19 protein-coding genes are annotated in these 18,235 nt (G+C 51.8%); 8 read left to right on the top strand and 11 right to left on the bottom strand.

Annotated features, from left to right (window positions below; genetic code table 11):
• Nucleotides 1-11: 11 nt before the first annotated feature.
• A complete protein-coding gene (rhtB, locus tag AC51G0_RS00410; RefSeq protein WP_496300216.1) occupies nt 12-629 on the bottom strand; it encodes a homoserine/homoserine lactone efflux protein in 618 nt (205 codons plus the stop codon).
• A 250-nt stretch (nt 630-879) separates the two neighbouring features.
• Here rhtB and AC51G0_RS00405 point away from each other — a divergent pair, with 250 nt between their 5' ends.
• Nucleotides 880-1,881, top strand: coding sequence for an alpha/beta fold hydrolase (locus AC51G0_RS00405; protein WP_496300215.1), 1,002 nt, complete (start codon nt 880-882; stop codon nt 1,879-1,881).
• 100 nt (nt 1,882-1,981) lie between these two features.
• Nucleotides 1,982-2,779 carry a Cof-type HAD-IIB family hydrolase gene (locus tag AC51G0_RS00400; protein WP_496300214.1) on the top strand — a complete coding sequence of 266 codons (798 nt, stop codon included), beginning with the start codon at nt 1,982-1,984 and terminating at the stop codon, nt 2,777-2,779.
• Between the two features lie 81 nt (nt 2,780-2,860).
• On the opposite strand, the gene AC51G0_RS00395 is transcribed toward AC51G0_RS00400, so the two are convergent.
• The gene (locus tag AC51G0_RS00395) at nt 2,861-3,319 is read right to left on the bottom strand and encodes an EVE domain-containing protein (protein WP_496300213.1); all 459 of its coding nucleotides are present in this window, start codon (nt 3,317-3,319) and stop codon (nt 2,861-2,863) included.
• A 103-nt stretch (nt 3,320-3,422) separates the two neighbouring features.
• Between AC51G0_RS00395 and AC51G0_RS00390 the strand changes: the two genes are divergently transcribed.
• The 4 genes from AC51G0_RS00390 (at nt 3,423) to AC51G0_RS00375 (ending at nt 7,369) form a co-directional block, all read left to right on the top strand.
• Nucleotides 3,423-4,463, top strand: coding sequence for a COG3650 family protein (locus AC51G0_RS00390; protein ID WP_496300212.1), 1,041 nt, complete (start codon nt 3,423-3,425; stop codon nt 4,461-4,463).
• Between the two features lie 86 nt (nt 4,464-4,549).
• The gene (locus AC51G0_RS00385) at nt 4,550-5,134 is read left to right on the top strand and encodes a tRNA-uridine aminocarboxypropyltransferase (protein WP_496300211.1); all 585 of its coding nucleotides are present in this window, start codon (nt 4,550-4,552) and stop codon (nt 5,132-5,134) included.
• A 129-nt stretch (nt 5,135-5,263) separates the two neighbouring features.
• Entirely contained in the window at nt 5,264-6,700 is a 1,437-nt protein-coding gene (locus tag AC51G0_RS00380; RefSeq protein ID WP_496300210.1) for a coniferyl aldehyde dehydrogenase, read from the top strand.
• A gap of 78 nt (nt 6,701-6,778) precedes the next feature.
• Nucleotides 6,779-7,369 carry a TetR/AcrR family transcriptional regulator gene (locus tag AC51G0_RS00375; RefSeq protein ID WP_496300209.1) on the top strand — a complete coding sequence of 197 codons (591 nt, stop codon included), beginning with the start codon at nt 6,779-6,781 and terminating at the stop codon, nt 7,367-7,369.
• A gap of 76 nt (nt 7,370-7,445) precedes the next feature.
• Here the strand turns inward: AC51G0_RS00375 and AC51G0_RS00370 are convergent, their stop codons facing one another.
• From AC51G0_RS00370 to ftnA, 4 genes are all read right to left on the bottom strand, one after another.
• Nucleotides 7,446-7,985, bottom strand: coding sequence for a DUF3332 domain-containing protein (locus tag AC51G0_RS00370; protein ID WP_496300208.1), 540 nt, complete (start codon nt 7,983-7,985; stop codon nt 7,446-7,448).
• Between the two features lie 247 nt (nt 7,986-8,232).
• On the bottom strand, nt 8,233-9,420 hold the full coding sequence (locus AC51G0_RS00365; RefSeq protein WP_496300207.1) for a BaiN/RdsA family NAD(P)/FAD-dependent oxidoreductase: 1,188 nt from the start codon (nt 9,418-9,420) through the stop codon (nt 8,233-8,235).
• 375 nt (nt 9,421-9,795) lie between these two features.
• Nucleotides 9,796-10,134, bottom strand: coding sequence for a universal stress protein UspB (gene uspB, locus AC51G0_RS00360; protein WP_496300206.1), 339 nt, complete (start codon nt 10,132-10,134; stop codon nt 9,796-9,798).
• A gap of 75 nt (nt 10,135-10,209) precedes the next feature.
• Nucleotides 10,210-10,737: a non-heme ferritin gene (gene ftnA / locus AC51G0_RS00355; RefSeq protein WP_496300205.1), complete on the bottom strand. Its 528-nt coding sequence runs from the start codon at nt 10,735-10,737 to the stop codon at nt 10,210-10,212.
• Nucleotides 10,738-10,956: 219 nt separating this feature from the next.
• Between ftnA and AC51G0_RS00350 the strand changes: the two genes are divergently transcribed.
• Together AC51G0_RS00350 and AC51G0_RS00345 are read left to right on the top strand one after the other, a co-directional pair.
• Nucleotides 10,957-11,379 (top strand): universal stress protein, encoded by a 423-nt coding sequence (locus AC51G0_RS00350; RefSeq protein ID WP_496300204.1) that lies wholly within the window; start codon nt 10,957-10,959, stop codon nt 11,377-11,379.
• Nucleotides 11,380-11,541: 162 nt separating this feature from the next.
• Nucleotides 11,542-12,414, top strand: a complete 873-nt coding sequence (locus AC51G0_RS00345) for a carboxylate/amino acid/amine transporter (protein WP_496300203.1) — start codon at nt 11,542-11,544, stop codon at nt 12,412-12,414.
• A 108-nt stretch (nt 12,415-12,522) separates the two neighbouring features.
• On the opposite strand, the gene fre is transcribed toward AC51G0_RS00345, so the two are convergent.
• The 5 genes from fre to rho form a co-directional block, all read right to left on the bottom strand.
• Complete coding sequence (gene fre / locus AC51G0_RS00340) at nt 12,523-13,233, bottom strand: NAD(P)H-flavin reductase (protein ID WP_496300202.1); 711 nt, start codon at nt 13,231-13,233, stop codon at nt 12,523-12,525.
• Between the two features lie 9 nt (nt 13,234-13,242).
• Nucleotides 13,243-13,506 (bottom strand): 2Fe-2S iron-sulfur cluster-binding protein, encoded by a 264-nt coding sequence (locus tag AC51G0_RS00335; RefSeq protein WP_496300201.1) that lies wholly within the window; start codon nt 13,504-13,506, stop codon nt 13,243-13,245.
• A 57-nt stretch (nt 13,507-13,563) separates the two neighbouring features.
• Nucleotides 13,564-15,459, bottom strand: a complete 1,896-nt coding sequence (gene ubiD, locus AC51G0_RS00330; protein WP_496300200.1) for a 4-hydroxy-3-polyprenylbenzoate decarboxylase — start codon at nt 15,457-15,459, stop codon at nt 13,564-13,566.
• Nucleotides 15,460-15,597: 138 nt separating this feature from the next.
• Nucleotides 15,598-16,575, bottom strand: coding sequence for a hypothetical protein (locus AC51G0_RS00325; protein WP_496300199.1), 978 nt, complete (start codon nt 16,573-16,575; stop codon nt 15,598-15,600).
• Nucleotides 16,576-16,825: 250 nt separating this feature from the next.
• Nucleotides 16,826-18,088, bottom strand: coding sequence for a transcription termination factor Rho (gene rho / locus AC51G0_RS00320; RefSeq protein ID WP_496300198.1), 1,263 nt, complete (start codon nt 18,086-18,088; stop codon nt 16,826-16,828).
• Nucleotides 18,089-18,235 lie beyond the last annotated feature (147 nt).

Genomic DNA, 18,235 nt, shown 5'->3' with positions numbered 1-18,235 from the left:
TTACTGCATAATCATGCCTTGGCGGTCGCGAGCAACGCACCACAGCCAACAAACATGGAACCAAACAAGCGGTTTAATCCGCCCATCACCTTGGCAGAACGAATATATACGGTTAGCTTTGACGCCAAGGTGACATAAAACAACATCACAATGGTATCAATCACCAGAGTCGTGATCCCCAGCACAGTCAGCTGCAGTAATTGCGGCTCCGCCGGGTTAAGGAATTGGGGAAACAGGGCAACAAGGAACACGATGGTTTTGGGGTTGGTCAGGTTAACCATCACAGCCTGGCGAAACAGTTGCCAGGCAGAAACCTGTGTGGAGCTTACCGTGACATCCACCGTGGCCTTCTCCCGCCACTTTTGAATGCCAAGCCAGACCAGGTAAATAACCCCGACCCACTTAATGAGCATGAATGCCGTGGCAGACTTGGCCACAATCGCACCAAGGCCAACACCTACCAGCATAATATGAAAAGCCAGCCCGGCCTGCAGTCCTAGAATGGAAGCCAATGACTTACGCCAGCCATAGACCATACCATTGCTGATTGAGTTAACCGTCCCCGAGCCCGGGGCCAAACTAAATACGACCGCTGTCGCCAGGTAGGCCAGCCATACTTCGATACTCACTCCAACTCTCCCTCATTTAGTGAAAATCTCTATCGTGCCCGCAATTAATCGTCAATTAGCAAGGGGGCTTTAGTCGCCTCTACGCCTAAAGCGGCTACAAGTTAACAGTAGTTCAATCACTAAAGCAACTCACACTCACTAATAGTGATGTGATCACTTTACGTTATACTGAACGTAGATTTTGTCATCAGTCATTGCGACTGACCGCACACAAGCAATTTATATCCTTTTCATTACGCTGAGAAATGCTATGACTGTCCAACCACCACACTACTTCCATTTTTCCAGGGAATCTCAGTTCTGCGATACCATGGCAGGCCCCGTTGCCGAGTTGTGGCAACACCGTTTGGAAGGCATGTTTCTGGGCGTCGATCAGCTCAATGTCGGCTGGGTCAGCCTAACTGGGTTTAACCATGACAAAGCCATCATCGTGGTTAACGGCCGGATCGAAAGTTACTGGAAATACCAGGAGCTGTTTTATGACTTGGTGCAGCAGGGCTACGATATCTTTGCCCTGGATCACCGTGGCCAGGGGGTGTCGGACCGACTGGCCGAAGACAGCGAGCTTGGCCACATCGAAGATTTTGACGACTATGTCAGCGATCTCAAAACGTTCTTTGATACAGTGATAGCCCCGAAAGGATATCAGCAACATTTCATGCTGGCCCACTCTATGGGTGGCACCATCGGCAGCTTGTTTATGGCTCAGCACCCCTCCCTGATTGACAGTGCAGTACTCAGCGCCCCGATGCACGGGATTAACATCAACAACTGGATGAAGCCGATCGCCTCCCCACTGGCCCGTGTCGTTGAACAGCTGCAGCGCCAGCCCGACTATGCGCCAGGGCAAGTGCCCTACTACCCAAAACCATTTGCCGACAACCCATTGTGCCAGAGCCAGATCCGCTACCAGTGGTTCCGCGACCTGTATGAACAAAAGCCTGAACTAAAAATCGGCGGCCCAAGTGCACGCTGGGTGTGGCAGGGCATCGCCGCCGCCAAGCGGTGTATCAACCTGGCACCCGAGATCACCACACCAATCCTCCTGCTCCAGGGGAGTGCCGACCATATTGTCGATAACCAGGCGCACAACCTGTTTTGCCAGGCCATGCAGCAGGCAAAGCGTTCCTGCCAGTTAACCGTGATCGAAGGGGCCCGCCACGAACTCCTGTTTGAAGTCGACAAATACCGTCATCCCGTGCTGGCGGCCACCATCAACCACTTCAAGAAAGCGGAAAAGGAAGAGTGTTAGATTAACCTCTTTTCTCGCCATCAAACTGGTTTAATATTCATCCTATTCCCCCTTAGCCTTCAAGGTTAAGGGTTCCCTGTTCCTAGAGCCGAGATTTTCCATGTATAAGATAGTTGCTTCAGATCTGGACGGTACCCTGCTAACCCCCGACCACAAAATCGCCCCTTTCACCAAAGATGTCCTCAACCAGCTTCACCAACAGGGAAAAGATTTCATCTTTGCAACGGGCCGCCACCATATCGATGTCGCAGGCATGCGTGAGCACCTGGGGATCCCGGCTTACATGATCACCTCCAACGGCGCCCGTGTTCACAACTGCCAGGGCGAGGTCATTTTCCAACAGGATGTCCAGCCTGAAGTGATCAGCGGTATTATTGCGATGGCAAAACAAGATCCTGAGCTGAAAATTCATATTTACCGTCATGACGACTGGCTGCTGAGTGCCGAAGACCTGTCCCTGAAAGATTTCCACGAGGCATTTAGCTACCAGCTATTTGATGTCGACAACCCGCCGCTAGAGGGCGTAGCCAAGGTTTTCTTTATCCGCGATGACCGGGACCACGACAAGCTGGTGGAATGGGAACAGCGTTTCAATGACGCATTTGGCCAACAGGCAAACATTGCTTTTTCGACCCCATGGTGCCTGGAAGTGATGGATGCGAACGTATCGAAAGGCCATGCCCTTGAAGCCGTGGCAAAAGAAAAAGGCTACGGGCTGAAAGACTGCCTGGCCTTCGGTGACGGTATGAACGATGTCGAAATGCTAAGCATGGCTGGCAAAGGGCTGATCATGGGCACGGCGCATGACAAAGTGAAACAAGCCCTTCCGGACAATAGCGTGATTGGTGCCTGCAGTGATGAAGCTGTCGCCCATTACCTCGCTGACACCCTGCTCTAGTACCAGCAGGAACAAAAACAGGCAGCCCAAGGCTGCCTGTTTCCATATCCATAAAAGGCCTAGAACTATTCTAGAATAGTCCTAAAACTGACCTGTCATCTGTAGTATTTCCTGCCACTGCCCATCAGTCACCGGCATAATACTCAGGCGGTTGCCCCGTTTGACTAAGGGCATCTCTGCCAATGCCGGATTAGCCTTGAGCCGCTTGAGCGACACCAGACGCAGGTGGCGCTGGTATTCAATATCGACCATCACCCATCGAGGGTTATCAGGATCAGACTTCGGGTCAAAATACGGCCCTTGGGGATCAAACTGAAAGTGATCTGGATACGCCTCTTTTACCACTGTTGCAATCCCGACGACCCCGACATCCTTGCAGGAAGAATGATAGATAAAGATCTGATCGCCGATTTTAATCTCGTCCCGCATCATATTACGGGCCTGATAGTTGCGAACACCTTCCCAGCAGGAAACTTTTTGCTGTTTCAGGGTGTCTATCGAAAATGTATCTGGCTCTGTTTTAAATAACCAATTGGCCATATCGTTCTCGTTATTGTTGCCAAGCTACGCTATAACTCTGTAAGTCTTAGCGGGCGGAATAATGACTTTACAGCTTCTCAACCTAACATACCGGGGGAACCGAATGACACACTTGCAACAGGCTTTACCTGCATCTGCCCTATTGATGCTTCTGGCGGGCTGCTCCGCTCCATCGCCCTCGACGACGTCTTCTCCTGTTGAGGTAACCCAAGCCGACAGCGCTCCAACCATGGCTGCCGAACAGGGCAAAGTACAGGCATTTATGCTGCGGGGCACCGTGGTTCTTGGCCATGAGTCTAGCAGTATTCAGCCTTGTGGCAGCACCCAGCAATATTGGCTCAATACCCCACTCGCCGACCGCCAGTCGCTGGCCCAAATCACCCGTCCGGGCTACGAGCCAATGTATGGCGAATTTATTGGCTCTCTTGAACCCGCCCCTGCCGAAGGCTTTGCGGCCGACTATGACGGCCGCTTCAACGTCAAACAAATTAACCTGATCTCGGCCGAAATGATCAGCGGCTGCCACCAGCTCCCCCATACCACCCGTGCTTTTGGCCATGAGCCCGGCTGGGTGGTCGAAGTTGATGGTGATAAAGCCAGTCTGATCCGCCCCGGACAACAGCGCCAGCAACAAGCGATCACCAATAAGCACATCCAGGCTGGCAAGCAGCGCTACCAGGGCGAAGACTTCACACTTGAACTGGCAAAAGGCCAGTGCAACGACACCATGAGCGACTCCCTGTTTGGCTGGCAGGCCAGCCTGAAATGGCAAGGCCGAGAGTATCAAGGCTGCGCAACACTCGGTGCCACCGATATTACCCTTAACTGGGCAGGCCGTTACCAAGGGACGTCATACATTAACGGCTCTCCGGTGCTGACAACAACCGTCACCTTGCACCCGGATCACTCGGCCACCACCCGCTATGACTATCCTTCCGGCGAGCCAAGCCTGAATGAAACGGGGTTCTGGCAACAGGCCGGGGAAAATGCAGTACAGGTAGTGATGGCCAAACACCAAGGCAGGCGCCTGATCAGCACACGGGTATTTGCCTTTGATGGCAATCAGATCACGGCCAAAGAGGAGACGGTCAACGGCCAGACCTACAGCCTAGGTGGCGATGGCCTGAACCTGAAAAAGCAATAACCGCACCATCCCGCACTGGATTGCCCTCTCTGGCAGGGATGTGTCACACTCCCTGCCAGCCAATAGAACAACCACGAGACCCCATTATGTCCTGTCCCCGCTGCGGCTTTGTGCATAATTGCATCTGCGATACCGAACCCCAACTAAGCTGTGATGCCCATTTTATTCTGCTCACCCACCCCAAAGAGCTCGGCAAGGACACCAATACCGGCGAGCTGATGCTGCGTACGCTGCCCCATTGCCAGCGCTATACCTGGGATAGGGTCAACCCTCCCGCGACATTGCTGGAACAGCTCAGCAGCCCCCATTATCAGCCATGGCTATTATTTCCCAGTGATGAGCAGCACCCGGCTTCCCACTATCAACCCGCTGCCGATGGTAAACAGCCCCTGTTCATTCTGCTTGATGCTACCTGGCAGGAAGCGCGAAAGATGGTTCGTAAAAGCGCCTGGCTGGCGCAGCTGCCCCGCCTGAGCCTCACCCCAGCGTCAACATCTGCCTATCAGCTGCGCCGCAACCAGCAAGCAGGTAACCTCTGCACCTGTGAAGCCGGCATTGCCCTGCTGGAATTATTAGGCGAACCCGCTCAAGCCACTCAGCTAAACCTATACTTTCAAGAGTTTATCAGCACTTTTCATGCAGATAAAAGCGGTCATGCCAGGCAGCCTTAAACCTCGCCAGTCCATCAGAGGGCTGGAACACCCCAGATTATGAAATTATCAACTATACTAAAACCGACTGACTAGTCGGTTGGCTGGTCAACGTCTTAATAAACGGCAGGCCCCCAAAGGAGAGAGGCAATGACAGCAATAGAAGAGATTAACACTCAGCGCTTAGATAGCGCCGTAATGGAAAAAACCTTGCAGTCACAACAGGCCCGGTTCATGGCCGAGCCCATGCCGTCTCTCCAACAGCGCCTCGATAAACTGAAAGCACTGAAAAGCGCCTTGCTCAGCGCCAAAGAGCCATTATGTAACGCGCTTGGCCAGGACTATGGCCAGCGCAGCCCGCACGATACCCTGATGGCCGATATCCTGCCCTGCGTGATGAACCTCAACTACACGATCAAACACTTGAAAAAGTGGATGAAACCATCCCGCCGCCATTCCGGGCTGATGCTGGCTCCGGCCAAGGTTGAAGTGATTTATCAGCCGCTGGGCGTAGTCGGCATCGTGGTGCCGTGGAATTTTCCGGTGATGCTAAGCCTTGGCCCGCTGATCACAGCAATAGCGGCCGGAAATCGCGCAATGATCAAGCTCAGCGAGTTCACCCCCCGTACCAATTCGGTGTTACGTGAACTACTGTCAGAAACCTTTAGCCACGATGAAGTCGCCGTCTTCGAAGGCGAGGCCGATACCGCAGCCGCTTTTACTGCCCTACCGTTTGATCACCTGCTGTTTACCGGCTCTACCACTGTCGGACGCCATGTCATGCGCGCTGCGGCCGACAACCTGACCCCTGTCACCCTGGAGCTGGGTGGCAAGACACCGGCCCTGATCGCCCCTGACATGCCGCTGGGCATGGCCGTTGAACGGATGGTTTACGGCAAAAGCTTGAACGCCGGGCAGATCTGCGTTGCCCCTGACTATGTTCTGGTACCTGAAGAGAAAGTGGATGATTTTGTTGCCGAGTACCAAAAGCAATTTGGCAAAATGTATCCTCAGGGCGTCGCCAGCAACGATTTCACCTCAGTAGTGAACACTCGCCAGTATGACCGCCTGAGTGCATGGCTAGATGATGCCAGGGAAAAAGGCGCCAAGGTGATCCCCTGTCATACCCAGGCCCGCGATGACCAGCAGCACCGGATGATCACCCATTTAGTTCTCAACACTACCGATGACATGACTTTGATGCAGGAAGAAATCTTCGGGCCCTTGCTGCCGGTGATCCCCTACCAGCAAATCGACCAGGCACTGGACTACATCCGCCAGCGCCCACGCCCGCTGGCACTCTACCTGATGAGCCTAAATCCCGAGTTGCAGCAGCAGGTCAAAACCACAACCCATTCCGGCGGAATATGTATTAATGATTCCATAGTGCACGTCGGCGCCGATGATGCGCCATTCGGTGGCATAGGCCCGTCAGGGATGGGGCACTACCATGGCAAGGAAGGATTCTTGAGCTTTTCCAAGGCCAAGACAGTACTCAGCCGCGGCAAGCTCACCACAACCACGCTTGCAACCCCGCCCTATGGCGGTTGGATACAGAAGCTGATGCTGGCATTTTTCCTACGCTAATTCCAAGCGACCTTCCCGGCACTCCAGACAGGAGGTCGGGGATTACCCTTTCCAGCCACAGACAGTAAGCACCTTGTTATGACCAGCACCAAAAAACAGGCAATTCTCGACACCGCCCTGAGCTTATTTGTCCAACATGGCATCCAGGCGACGTCAACAGCCAGTATTGCCAAACAGGCCAACGTCGCAACAGGCACCCTATTCCACCACTTTGCCAGCAAACAGGACTTGGTTGTTACCCTCTACCGCGACATAAAAACCGAGCTTGGCCAAGCCATGCAGCTTCACCAACATGAGGAAGCACTTCAGTGCCAGGTTCGTCACTTTTGGCAACAAGCCCTGCAATGGGCTCAGCGAAATCCAGAGAAGCTGCAGTTCATGCAGCAAATCGCCCATGACCCACAATTCGGGATCGGGCTGCACCAGGAATTAATGGCCACCTCGATGGCTTTTTTGATTGAGTTGCTAAACGAGGCACAAGAGCAGCACCAGCTTGCCGCACTGCCAGTAGATCTGGTGGTCAATTTCTGCCACAGCCATTACCTAGCGACAGCCAACCTGTTTGCCGAACGGCCGGAGTTAGCCACCCTACCGGCCTATCAGGAAGGGGCATTTCAGATTTTATGGCAGGGTCTGTCGCCAATCGGCGACAGTAAATCAGTGCCGTAATAAGCGTTACGCGAAATACAGAAATCAAAAACGGGAGCCATGCTCCCGTTTTTGTATTCACCTGCCAGCCCAGCCGTTATGCCTGGTTACGTGCGTACTGGTTTAGCTCATCAATACTCACGGCTGCAACGAATTCACCGTCTAGGAAGAAGTTCACTTCTTCGCCGTTTTTCTCGCCACGCAGTACAGCGTTGTCACCATTGCGGTAAGCAACATTCATTTCCAGCGTTTTTTCATCCAGCTGACGCAAGCTTGCAGCTTCAATATTGCTGTGCTGAACGCTAGCCAGAGGGGCAGAGGTCATTGACTTGTCCAGGCTACCGTTCACTTTGAAGATCGCATCAACAGGCTGATCAGCGACTGCCGGTGACTTACCAGTGATCGGGTTTTTACCCGTCCAGAACTCAATCGTATTGAAGATGAACAGGTCAGCGGTGGCGGCAAGGCCATAAACCGGGCTCATCAGAACAAACAGGCCAGCACGGCCATAGCGGTTATCCACAGCGCTCAGGTTAGCTTTGGTTACCAACTGAGACGTTCCCATCTGACCGATACAACCTGTCAGTGATGTCGCAAGGATTGTCATCGCAACGGCTTTCATCGCTGTTTTTTTCATTTCCGGCTAACTCCGAGTTTTCTTGTCTAGATTAAAAAGCCAGCGGATTATAGGGATTTTCTGTGATCTAACCAGAGGTTTTTCTATGAAATTTACCAAAAGCACGCAGATGTTTCTCATGCGTTAATAAAAGGCAAGTGCAGCGTAACAAGCCGCAAACCACAAGCGACATTACAGGCAGTAATATTACAGGTATAGATATTAAAAACGGCGCAGTGCGCCGTTTCGTATTTTTTATCATTGCTGATCAAGCATACTGTCCGGCAACAAAGCCCGAGCTCCAGGCCCACTGGAAGTTGTAGCCACCGAGCCAACCGCTAACATCCATTACCTCACCGACAAAATACAGCCCCGGTATCTTTTTGGCCTCCATGGTCTTTGATGACAGCTCGTCAGTATCAACCCCACCGAGAGTAACTTCGGCAGTGCGGTAACCCTCGGTACCGTTGGGTGCAATTTGCCACTGATGGAAATAGGCTGCCATCGCAGCAATATCTTTGGGATTAAGCTGTTTGAGCGGCTTGTCCTGGATATCACCACGCTCAATCAAGACTTCAATCAGGCGCTTGGGCAACAGACGTGACAGTGAGTTCTTCACACTCTGGTTCGGGTGCTTTTCTCGCATGGCCGCAAGCGTCTCAGCAAGCTCAAGATCCGGCAACAAATCAACCGTCACCTTCTGGCCCGGGGTCCAGTAAGAGGAAATTTGCAGGATCACCGGGCCAGACAAGCCGCGGTGGGTAAACAATAAGTTTTCTTTGAACGTAGTACCATCTTCAGCCTCGACAACTGCCGGGATCGCAATGCCCGACAGCTCGGCATAGGCCTCTTTTTCTTCTTTGTGCAGGGTAAAGGGAACCAACCCTGCAGTGGTCGGCACCATCTTGAGGCCGAACTGCTCTGCGACCTGATAACCAAACGGTGTGGCGCCTAGCTTCGGCATCGACAGGCCGCCGGTCGCGATCACCAGAGATTCACACTCAACCATATCGGTGTTGAGCTTAAGGCTAAAACCTGTTTCAGTCTTGCTGATATGATGAACATCACAGCGGTAGCGCTGGGCTATTGTTGGCTGATCGCACTCTGCCAATAGCATACTGACAATATCTTTGGCAGATTCTTCGCAAAATAACTGGCCGTGATCGCGCTCTTCATAGGCAATGTCGTGTTTGGCAACCATGGCAATAAAATCCCACTGGGTATATTGCGACAGCGCCGATTTCACAAAGTGAGGATTACGGCAGACGTAATTATTGGCAGCAACATCATAATTGGTAAAGTTACAGCGGCCGCCGCCGGAGATCAGGATTTTCCGTCCTGGCTTTTTACCATGATCAACCACCAGCACCGAGCGGCCACGCTTGCCGGCTTCTGCCGCGCACATCAGCCCTGCCGCGCCTGCACCTATAATCACCACATCAAACTTGTCTGCCATTTCAGTACCGTCTTTACTAACCTGTTATTTCACTATGCTATTTTTGCAGAGCAATGAAAAAGGGATGCCAGAGCCAAGCTGCCTGCATCCCTCAAAACCGGGGGCTATTCTACCTACCCCGATGCTGAATACCAAATTGAATCCGTTATCGTTACTAAGCGCGGGAACGTCCTCGTTGCCACAGAAAATGGCGGTAGATATAGCATCATGATTGGAAAGGAAAAGATCACAGCACCGCCCACCTCCAGTACAAACCAGTGGAAGGTTTTGAGCCCGCATTAGTCGCTATGGTCCTTTTACCCCTGCGATCATGGCATTTTCTGTTCTGGTGATCTGACGCGGTCACTCAGCCCAAATCATGTGATAGCGCCACCGCTATATACCGAGATAAGCCACCACAAAGATCGAAATAAAAAAGACCATCAGATACGTGCTTGCCAAGACAAACAACTTGCGGACTTTAACGCATTTTTCCATGAATACCGGATCATGGTGATTCTGGTATTGCTGGCTGCGAATATAATGAAACAAGCGAATTTGCTTGGTGACGTTGCCTTGGGATGAGAAAAAGCCCCGACCGTCAACCTGTTGGTAGAGAAGAGGATCGCACTCGCGCATCACCGCCAGTAACGTACGTAGTGTACTGATATAGCGAGAAATATTAACGACAGCGACCAAAAAGAGAGCGAATATAAGTGCATCACCACTGATCATAATAACCCCCGAACAACTTTACTCAGATGCTGGCCGGGTGATTCAAGGGCGTGGCAGGCACGCCCTCAGCCATCATTAGCCAGCCTGTGTATCCATTACCGATGAAGACTCAGCTTTTGCCATCGCGGCAAGATCTTTATCGATGAAGAACAGTGCTTTACCGTCTTCACCCACCAGCTCAATCTTATCCAAAATACCTTTAAACAGTTTTTCTTCTTCGTGTTGTTCTGCAACATACCACTGCAAGAAGTTAAAGGTAGAGTAGTCCTGAGTGGTAAACGCGACATGAGCCAGTTTGTTAATTTTGTCAGTAATTAGCTGCTCGTGCTCATAGGTTTCGCGGAAAACATCACCCAGCGATGAGAATTCGTGCTTAGGCGCCTCTATCACACCCAGGATTGGCATCGCACCGGTTTCACTCACGTAAGTGAATAGGCGCTGCATGTGTTCCATTTCTTCGACAGCGTGGGCACGCAGAAACTCAGCTGCACCTTCAAAGCCTTTGTCTTCACACCACGCACTCATTTGCAGGTAGAGGTTAGAAGAAAAGAACTCCAAGTTGATTTGCTCGTTCAATTTTTCAACCATTGCATGAGCTAACATCGCACTACTCCTATCTATTCTAGTTTATACCAATCTCACCGATCAGTATGAAATCGCCGATAACCCATTGTCACAATGCAAAATTGAGAATGCAACTCAAAGAAATTCATTTATCACCATCACAGTGCTCCCAAGCCTATCAGGATGCGATCTGAGCGATATTATTCCGTTATACTCGGTGCTAGCATGGGCAAAAACATATGATAAGGAGTGCAAAGTATGGCTTACAAACACATTCTGGTCGCAATTGATCTCTCTGATGACAGCTACACGCTGGTTAGCAAAGCTGCCCAATTGGCCAAATCGCTCAATGCAAAACTATCCCTTATCCATATTGATGTGAACTATGCCGAGCTCTATACCGGGCTGATCGATATTAACCTTTCCGAAGCCCAGCACCGCATGGCCGATGATGCACAAAAACAGCTGCAGTCACTGGCAGCCAAGGCCAACTACCCGGTTTCGCATACCTTGGTCGGCAGTGGCGATCTCAGCGACGAAATCTGCCATGCCATCAATGATATCGACGTAGAGCTGGTGGTATGCGGCCACCACCAGGATTTCTGGAGCAAAATCCTCTCTTCAGCCAAACAGCTTATTAACCATACCCCGGTCGATCTGCTAATGGTCCCGCTAAAGTAAGCTTTTTGTCCGCTGTGTACTCTTTGTGGGCTATATAATCGGGGGGCGATCACTTGCCGTGATTGCTACCTTGCCAATACCCACACCAATTGACCATATTTCATCCCAACGGTATCAGTTACACTATCCCCATTATTCAATGGAACCTAGTTATTCATTCATATGGGATATTTATCTGCTATCACCCTGCTATGGGCGTTCTCCTTCAGTCTGATCGGTGTTTACCTAGCTGGCCAGGTCGATGCCTGGTTTTCAGTATTGACCCGAGTGGCCCTCGCGGCATTGGTATTCCTGCCTTTTCTGCGCAAACAACACCTGCACCCGAAACTCGCTATCAAGCTGATGGTCGTCGGCGCCTTCCAGCTCGGGCTGATGTACTGCTTTTATTACCAGTCATTCCTCTACCTGAGCGTGCCGGAAGTCCTGCTCTTTACCATTTTCACTCCGATTTATGTCACCCTGATCTACGATCTGCTACATAGACAATTCTCCGCCTGGTACCTGCTCACCGCTGCTATTGCGGTATTAGGCGCCGCCGTCATCAAGTTTGAAGGGATCAACGAAAACTTCATTATCGGCTTTTTTATCGTCCAGGGGGCAAACCTGTGTTTTGCCATCGGCCAGGTCGGCTACAAGCGGATCATGGAGCAGGAAAACACCGATTTGCCGCAGCATACCGTCTTCGGCCTGTTCTACCTCGGTGCCATCTGCGTCGCCCTGCCAATGTTCCTGCTGTTTGGTAACCTCGACAAGCTACCAACCACCAACACCCAGTGGGGCATTCTGATCTACCTCGGCACAATCGCCTCCGGCCTTGGCTATTTCATCTGGAATAAAGGAGCTACGCTGGTGAACGCCGGTGCACTGGCCATCATGAACAATGCCCTGGTTCCAGCCGGTTTGATTGTCAATATCTTGATCTGGAACCGCGACGTCGACTACCTGCGCCTGGTCATCGGCGGGGTGATCATCATGGCATCGCTGTGGATTAACGAGACGTGGGTGAAGCGAAAAGTCGAGCTGGCAAGAGCTTAACAGAAAGAAGCGTAAAGGGTTACGGGAAGCGGGAAAGAGCAGCTCCTTCCCGCTTCCCGAAGCAAAGCGCCCCCCTACGCTTCCTCTAATCGTGCGCGTTGCGCGCGATTAGATAAACGCAAACGCATCAGCAAACATCCGCTCGCGCTCGGCACCTTTTTCAGCCGTAAACTGCTCGCGTGCCGCGCCTGCCATTTCAAAGCGGCCGCACAGGTAAATATCGTAAGCCGACAGGCTGATAAAATCGTTGCTCACCGCTTCTAAGACATTACCGGTTTTACCCTGCCAGCCTTCCGGCGCAGTTTCCACTACCGGCACGTAGGTCAGGTTACTGTGCTGCTTTGCCAGTGCCTGCAGCTCATCATTGGCATACAGCTGACAGGCGTCTCGGCCGCCCCAATAGACGAAAATTGGCTGGCTCACGCCGCGGCTCAGACAGTTATCCAAAATACTACGCACGTAAGAGAACCCGGTTCCCCCAGCAATCATCAGCAATGGCTTGTCGCTATCTTCGCGGACCCAGGCATCGCCATGGGGGGCCTCAATCTCAAACGGCTGACCGTCTTCAAGTGCTGCTTTCATCGCATTAACCACTTCGATGGCATACGGATTATGCTCGGCCGCGCCGATATGCAGCTCCAGCTCACCTTCACGGCAAGGGCTACTGGCAATCGAAAACGGACGCTTATCTTTTTCGCCCATCACCGCCAGCAGGTACTGGCCAGCTTTAAATTCTAATAGTTGCTCTGGCTGAAGCAGAATACGGTAGGTATTACACGCGAGCGATTCAACTGACTTTACTTCACATTTAATAGACATTGTCTTCCTCTAGTCTAACTCTAATACCAAGTCACTTTTGGCTGTGGCCTGACAGGTAAAGATCCAACCTTCGGCTTGCTCTTTCTCAGTAAGCATAGGCTCAAGCTGGTAACTTATCTCGCCAGATAGCTTGCGACACAGACACATGGCACATGCCCCGACCTGACATCGGTTAGGAAAAGCGACGCCTGCGTTGAGCGCTGCCTGCAACACCGTTTCCTGCTCATCAGCAGCAAACGTAATATCATGAGGCAATAGGCGTACTTGGTGCATATCGGTTACTCATAGAGCCGGATAACCCCTGTTACCCGGCCCTGCTATGTTGGTTGTTTAATCTAAAATTCCCAGCTCGTCCCAGGTAGCATCGACCTTGGCAACAATGTTGGGATCTTTGCTAATTGGAGTTCCCCATTCGCGATCAGTTTCACCCTGCCACTTATTGGTTGCATCCAGTCCCATTTTTGAGCCGTGGCCAACCACAGGAGAAGCAAAATCCACTAGTTCAATCGGGGTATTGGCGATCAGCTGGGTATCACGGCTCGGATCCATTCGGGTCGTAATTGCCCAAATAACATCGTTCCAGTCGCGTACATTGACATCATCGTCACAGACAATGACAAACTTGGCATCAGTAAACTGGCTCAGGAACGACCAGACGCCATCCATCACCCGCGGGGCTTGGCCTGCGGCATCTTTTTTGATACTCACGATAGCCATTCTATTGGCATCCGCTTCCGGCGGTAAATAGAAGTCGACAATCTCTGGAAATTGCTTGAGTAAGCTGCTGGTGCCCGCTTCAATATCGAAAGATGGATTGGTCTGGCTGTTTTCGCTCGGAGTGTTAGCCGTTTCAGCCTCCCACTTAATGGTGACATCCAGTCCCATTTTTGAGCCAAGGCCAACCACAGGAGACGCAAAATCGAGTGAGTCGATAGGTGTGTTCTCTATCATCACCGTATCACGAACCGGATCCATTCTGGTTGTCATTGCCTGAATAACACTGTTCCAGTCCCGTGCGTTGACATCATCGTCGCAGACGACCACGAACTTGGTGTACATGAACTGGCGCAGGAAGGACCAGACCCCCAGCATCACCCGCTTGGCGTGACCCGGGTACTGCTTCTTCATGGTGACGACCGCCATCCGGTAAGAACACCCTTCCGGCGGCAGATAGAAATCAACAATTTCCGGGAACTGCTTTTGCAAGATAGGCACAAACACTTCGTTCAGCGCCACCCCTAGTACGGCAGGCTCATCTGGCGGACGTCCGGTGTAGGTGCTGTGGTAAATCGGGTCTTTACGCATCGTGATGTGTGTAATGGTAAACACATGGTGGCTCTCGACCTCGTTGTAATAGCCGGTATGGTCGCCATAAGGGCCTTCATCAGCAAACTCTTCAGGATCGATATACCCTTCCAGGACAATTTCCGCACTGGCCGGTACATCCAGCTCGTTGCTGATACTTTTTACGACTTCGGTTTTGCTGCCACGCAGCAAACCGGCAAAAGCATATTCCGACAGGGTATCTGGAACCGGGGTCACAGCGCCTAAAATAGTGGCAGGATCGGCACCAAATGCCACGGAAACCGGAAAGGGTTCACCAGGATGGCTTTCCATCCAATCACGCAGATCCAATGCGCCACCACGGTGAGCAAGCCAGCGCATGATGATCTTGTTTTTGCCCAGCTTTTGCTGGCGGTAAATACCCAGGTTCTGGCGCTTCTTGTTCGGCCCCTTGGTAACCGTCAGCCCCCAGGTAAGCAGCGGTGCGACATCACCCGGCCAGCAGCTCATTACCGGAATTTTATCCAGATCGACCTCATCGCCTTCCCACACAACTTGTTGGCAAGGCGCTTTGCGCAGCCGTTTGGCCGGCATATTCAAAACCTGCTTAAACACCGGGATTTTATCGATGGCATCACGGAATCCGCGTGGCGGCTCGGGCTCTTTCAGGTAGGCCAGTAACTCGCCGACTTCACGTAGCTCTTTGACATCCTGGCGCCCCATGCCCATTGCTACCCGTTCAGGAGTGCCGAACAAGTTAGCCAGTACCGGCATGTCGTAACCAATCGGATTTTCAAACAGCAACGCCGGACCGCCAGCACGTAGTGTACGGTCACAAATTTCTGTGATTTCCTGATCCGGATCGACAGGCCGCTTAATTCGCTTAAGCTGGCCTTCTTGTTCCAGATACTCAATAAAGTCTCGCAGATCCTTGAATTTCATAGGCTCGTTGTTACCCACTATCCTAAACGCGCCAAATCCCGGCCTGATAACCTCACGAGCCGGGATCTGCCATTAAATTGGCGACATTATAACGAGTTGTTAACGTGAACACACTGGAAAATCAACCAAGCCTGGCTATCAGGGTAATTTAGCCATCGCCGCTTTGAAGTTGTTCTGGAGCACCTGGTTTCGGCTATCGGTAGCGAGTTGCTCCAGCCATTGCACATATCCCTGCTGCGCCAGCTCGAACGCCACCATCTGGCCATCATCGACTTCGTCTAGCTTCTCAGCCAGAAACTCTTGTGCCGCAGTTGGCAATGGTTTGAGGGTAATGAGGACTTTATACGCCTGGGATTTCAGAGACGGGTTAATGGTCGCAGCCATTAGCTGCTCAACAGCGTTTGGTGTCGGCGCCAAGGCTGCCAATCGGTTCAGTTCGGCCAGGCTGTATTGATCGGTACGCCGCCGCCATAGCAGGTGGTACATTTGCTCATCACCCGACGCTGCTGCCAAATGGGCGATCACACCATTATCTGGCAACCACATCAGTTTGGTGTCAGAGCTAAACTGGGTCACAAGTTGCGCTACAGCATGCTTAGAGAGCTGCGGCAATTGCTTGAGGAAGATATCCCGGCGGATAGTTTGGGTACGCAGATCTCCCGCCAGCCAGCTAGAGAGTACCAACTCCCCCGCCTCGGCCTGCGCAGCCATCTCCCGGGCCAGCAATAGTTGCTGCCACTGCATCACCAGGCCACGGGCCTGGGCGCCGTAGTGGAATGCTGATTGGGTTACCTGGTAGCCATCCCCCTGCTCAACCACAGTAAAAGCAGGTCTGCGCTCAGCCTGCGCCTGCAGCCAGTTTGCTTTTGCCTGATCAAGTTCGCCGCTCTCGACAGCATGCTGAACCAACTGGGCGCGAACCGCTTCCTGCTGCAACAGCGTCAATTGGGAAAGGTTAAACTCAAGAGCCCTGAAATCACTCCGATCATAGAGGATTGTCAGTGCTATCACCCGGGCTTGCACCTGGGTAGAGGCGGCAGCCTGTCTCACCTGTTGTTCAGAGACTTCAACGGCCATGGCCGGCTTTAGGCCACCAGCCAGAAGTAACAACAGCATGCACCATCCTTGTCGCATGTCACCTCCTTACGGTGAAGAACGCATTCAATCCTACGCGCTGCAGCCTGCTCACCTTCCTGGTTCACAATCAGCCGCAAATCCAGCGCCTACAGTACCTCAATACAGTGATCGCCATCCACTCTGAAATGTAATCGAATACTGTTTGATAGGATTATGCAGGATCTCTGTCCAATAAAAAACGCCACACTAGGTGGCGTTTCAGAAAACTGTGAGTTAGGCAGCTAAATAATTACTTCTGACGGCGCATTGCGTCAAAGAACTCGTTATTGGTTTTAGTCATCGACAGTTTGTCGATCAAGAATTCCATGCTGTCGGTTTCGCTCATTGGATGAACGATTTTGCGCAGGATCCACATCTTCTGTAGCTCGTCCGCTTTCGCCAATAGCTCTTCACGACGGGTACCTGAACGGTTGAAGTCAATCGCAGGGAAAACTCGCTTCTCGGCAATCTTACGAGATAGGTGCAGTTCCATGTTACCTGTACCCTTGAACTCTTCGTAGATAACTTCGTCCATTTTCGAACCGGTATCAACCAGTGCCGTAGCAATGATTGTCAGGCTGCCGCCTTCCTCAACATTACGTGCCGCACCGAAGAAACGCTTAGGACGATGCAGGGCGTTGGCATCCACACCACCAGTCAGTACCTTACCTGATGATGGTACGACAGTGTTGTAGGCACGAGCCAGACGGGTGATGGAATCAAGCAGGATAACCACATCTTTCTTGTGCTCAACCAGACGCTTCGCTTTCTCGATAACCATCTCAGCGACTTGTACGTGACGAGAAGCTGGCTCATCGAACGTCGATGCAATTACTTCACCTTTAACCAGGCGCTGCATCTCGGTCACTTCTTCCGGACGTTCGTCGATCAGCAATACCATCAACTCACACTCAGGGTGGTTGTAGGCAATGCTCTGTGCAATGTTTTGCAGCAGCATGGTTTTACCCGCTTTCGGCGGTGCCACGATCAGACCACGTTGGCCTTTACCAATTGGTGATGCCAAATCCAGAACACGTGCTGTGATATCTTCGGTCGAACCGTTACCACGCTCCATACGCATGCGGTCATTAGCATGCAGCGGGGTCAGGTTTTCAAACAGGATCTTGTTGCGAGCATTGTCCGGCTTATCATGGTTAACTTCGTTAACTTTCAGCAGAGCAAAATAGCGCTCGCCATCTTTCGGAGGACGGATCTTCCCGGCAATGGTATCACCAGTACGTAGGTTGAATCGGCGGATTTGGCTAGGAGATACGTAGATGTCGTCAGGGCCGGCAAGGTAAGAGCTGTCTGCAGAGCGAAGGAAGCCGAAGCCATCTTGAAGGATCTCTAGAACACCATCGCCAAAAATGTCCTCACCACTTTTCGCATGCTGCTTGAGAATAGAAAAGATAATGTCTTGTTTTCTCAAACGCGCTAGGTTTTCTAATCCTAAGCTTTCGCCAAGCGCAACCAACTTAGGGATAGGTTGGTTTTTCAGTTCTGTAAGATTCATAGTGGTGGGTTTCTTGTCAGTCAAAATCGGGGTTCTATGTTAGTTGAGATAGCGTTGACCAATGGGGCAGGTCAAGGAATGAACAAATGAACAATTTACGTGCAATAAGTTAGCACTAAACATCTCATCCGTCTAGCATAGTCGGAA

The organism is Photobacterium sp. HL06, assembly GCF_059552575.1.
This window is presented reverse-complemented; position numbering and strand designations above follow the sequence as displayed.

Coding starts and splice junctions, on each gene's coding strand:
- AC51G0_RS00405 (WP_496300215.1), top strand. CDS start 880: ATGACTGTCCAACCACCACACTACTTCCATTTTTCCAGGGAATCTCAG.
- AC51G0_RS00400 (WP_496300214.1), top strand. CDS start 1,982: ATGTATAAGATAGTTGCTTCAGATCTGGACGGTACCCTGCTAACCCCC.
- AC51G0_RS00395 (WP_496300213.1), bottom strand. CDS start 3,319: ATGGCCAATTGGTTATTTAAAACAGAGCCAGATACATTTTCGATAGAC.
- AC51G0_RS00390 (WP_496300212.1), top strand. CDS start 3,423: ATGACACACTTGCAACAGGCTTTACCTGCATCTGCCCTATTGATGCTT.
- AC51G0_RS00385 (WP_496300211.1), top strand. CDS start 4,550: ATGTCCTGTCCCCGCTGCGGCTTTGTGCATAATTGCATCTGCGATACC.
- AC51G0_RS00380 (WP_496300210.1), top strand. CDS start 5,264: ATGACAGCAATAGAAGAGATTAACACTCAGCGCTTAGATAGCGCCGTA.
- AC51G0_RS00375 (WP_496300209.1), top strand. CDS start 6,779: ATGACCAGCACCAAAAAACAGGCAATTCTCGACACCGCCCTGAGCTTA.
- AC51G0_RS00370 (WP_496300208.1), bottom strand. CDS start 7,985: ATGAAAAAAACAGCGATGAAAGCCGTTGCGATGACAATCCTTGCGACA.
- AC51G0_RS00365 (WP_496300207.1), bottom strand. CDS start 9,420: ATGGCAGACAAGTTTGATGTGGTGATTATAGGTGCAGGCGCGGCAGGG.
- uspB (WP_496300206.1), bottom strand. CDS start 10,134: ATGATCAGTGGTGATGCACTTATATTCGCTCTCTTTTTGGTCGCTGTC.
- ftnA (WP_496300205.1), bottom strand. CDS start 10,737: ATGTTAGCTCATGCAATGGTTGAAAAATTGAACGAGCAAATCAACTTG.
- AC51G0_RS00350 (WP_496300204.1), top strand. CDS start 10,957: ATGGCTTACAAACACATTCTGGTCGCAATTGATCTCTCTGATGACAGC.
- AC51G0_RS00345 (WP_496300203.1), top strand. CDS start 11,542: ATGGGATATTTATCTGCTATCACCCTGCTATGGGCGTTCTCCTTCAGT.
- fre (WP_496300202.1), bottom strand. CDS start 13,233: ATGTCTATTAAATGTGAAGTAAAGTCAGTTGAATCGCTCGCGTGTAAT.
- AC51G0_RS00335 (WP_496300201.1), bottom strand. CDS start 13,506: ATGCACCAAGTACGCCTATTGCCTCATGATATTACGTTTGCTGCTGAT.
- ubiD (WP_496300200.1), bottom strand. CDS start 15,459: ATGAAATTCAAGGATCTGCGAGACTTTATTGAGTATCTGGAACAAGAA.
- AC51G0_RS00325 (WP_496300199.1), bottom strand. CDS start 16,575: ATGCTGTTGTTACTTCTGGCTGGTGGCCTAAAGCCGGCCATGGCCGTT.
- rho (WP_496300198.1), bottom strand. CDS start 18,088: ATGAATCTTACAGAACTGAAAAACCAACCTATCCCTAAGTTGGTTGCG.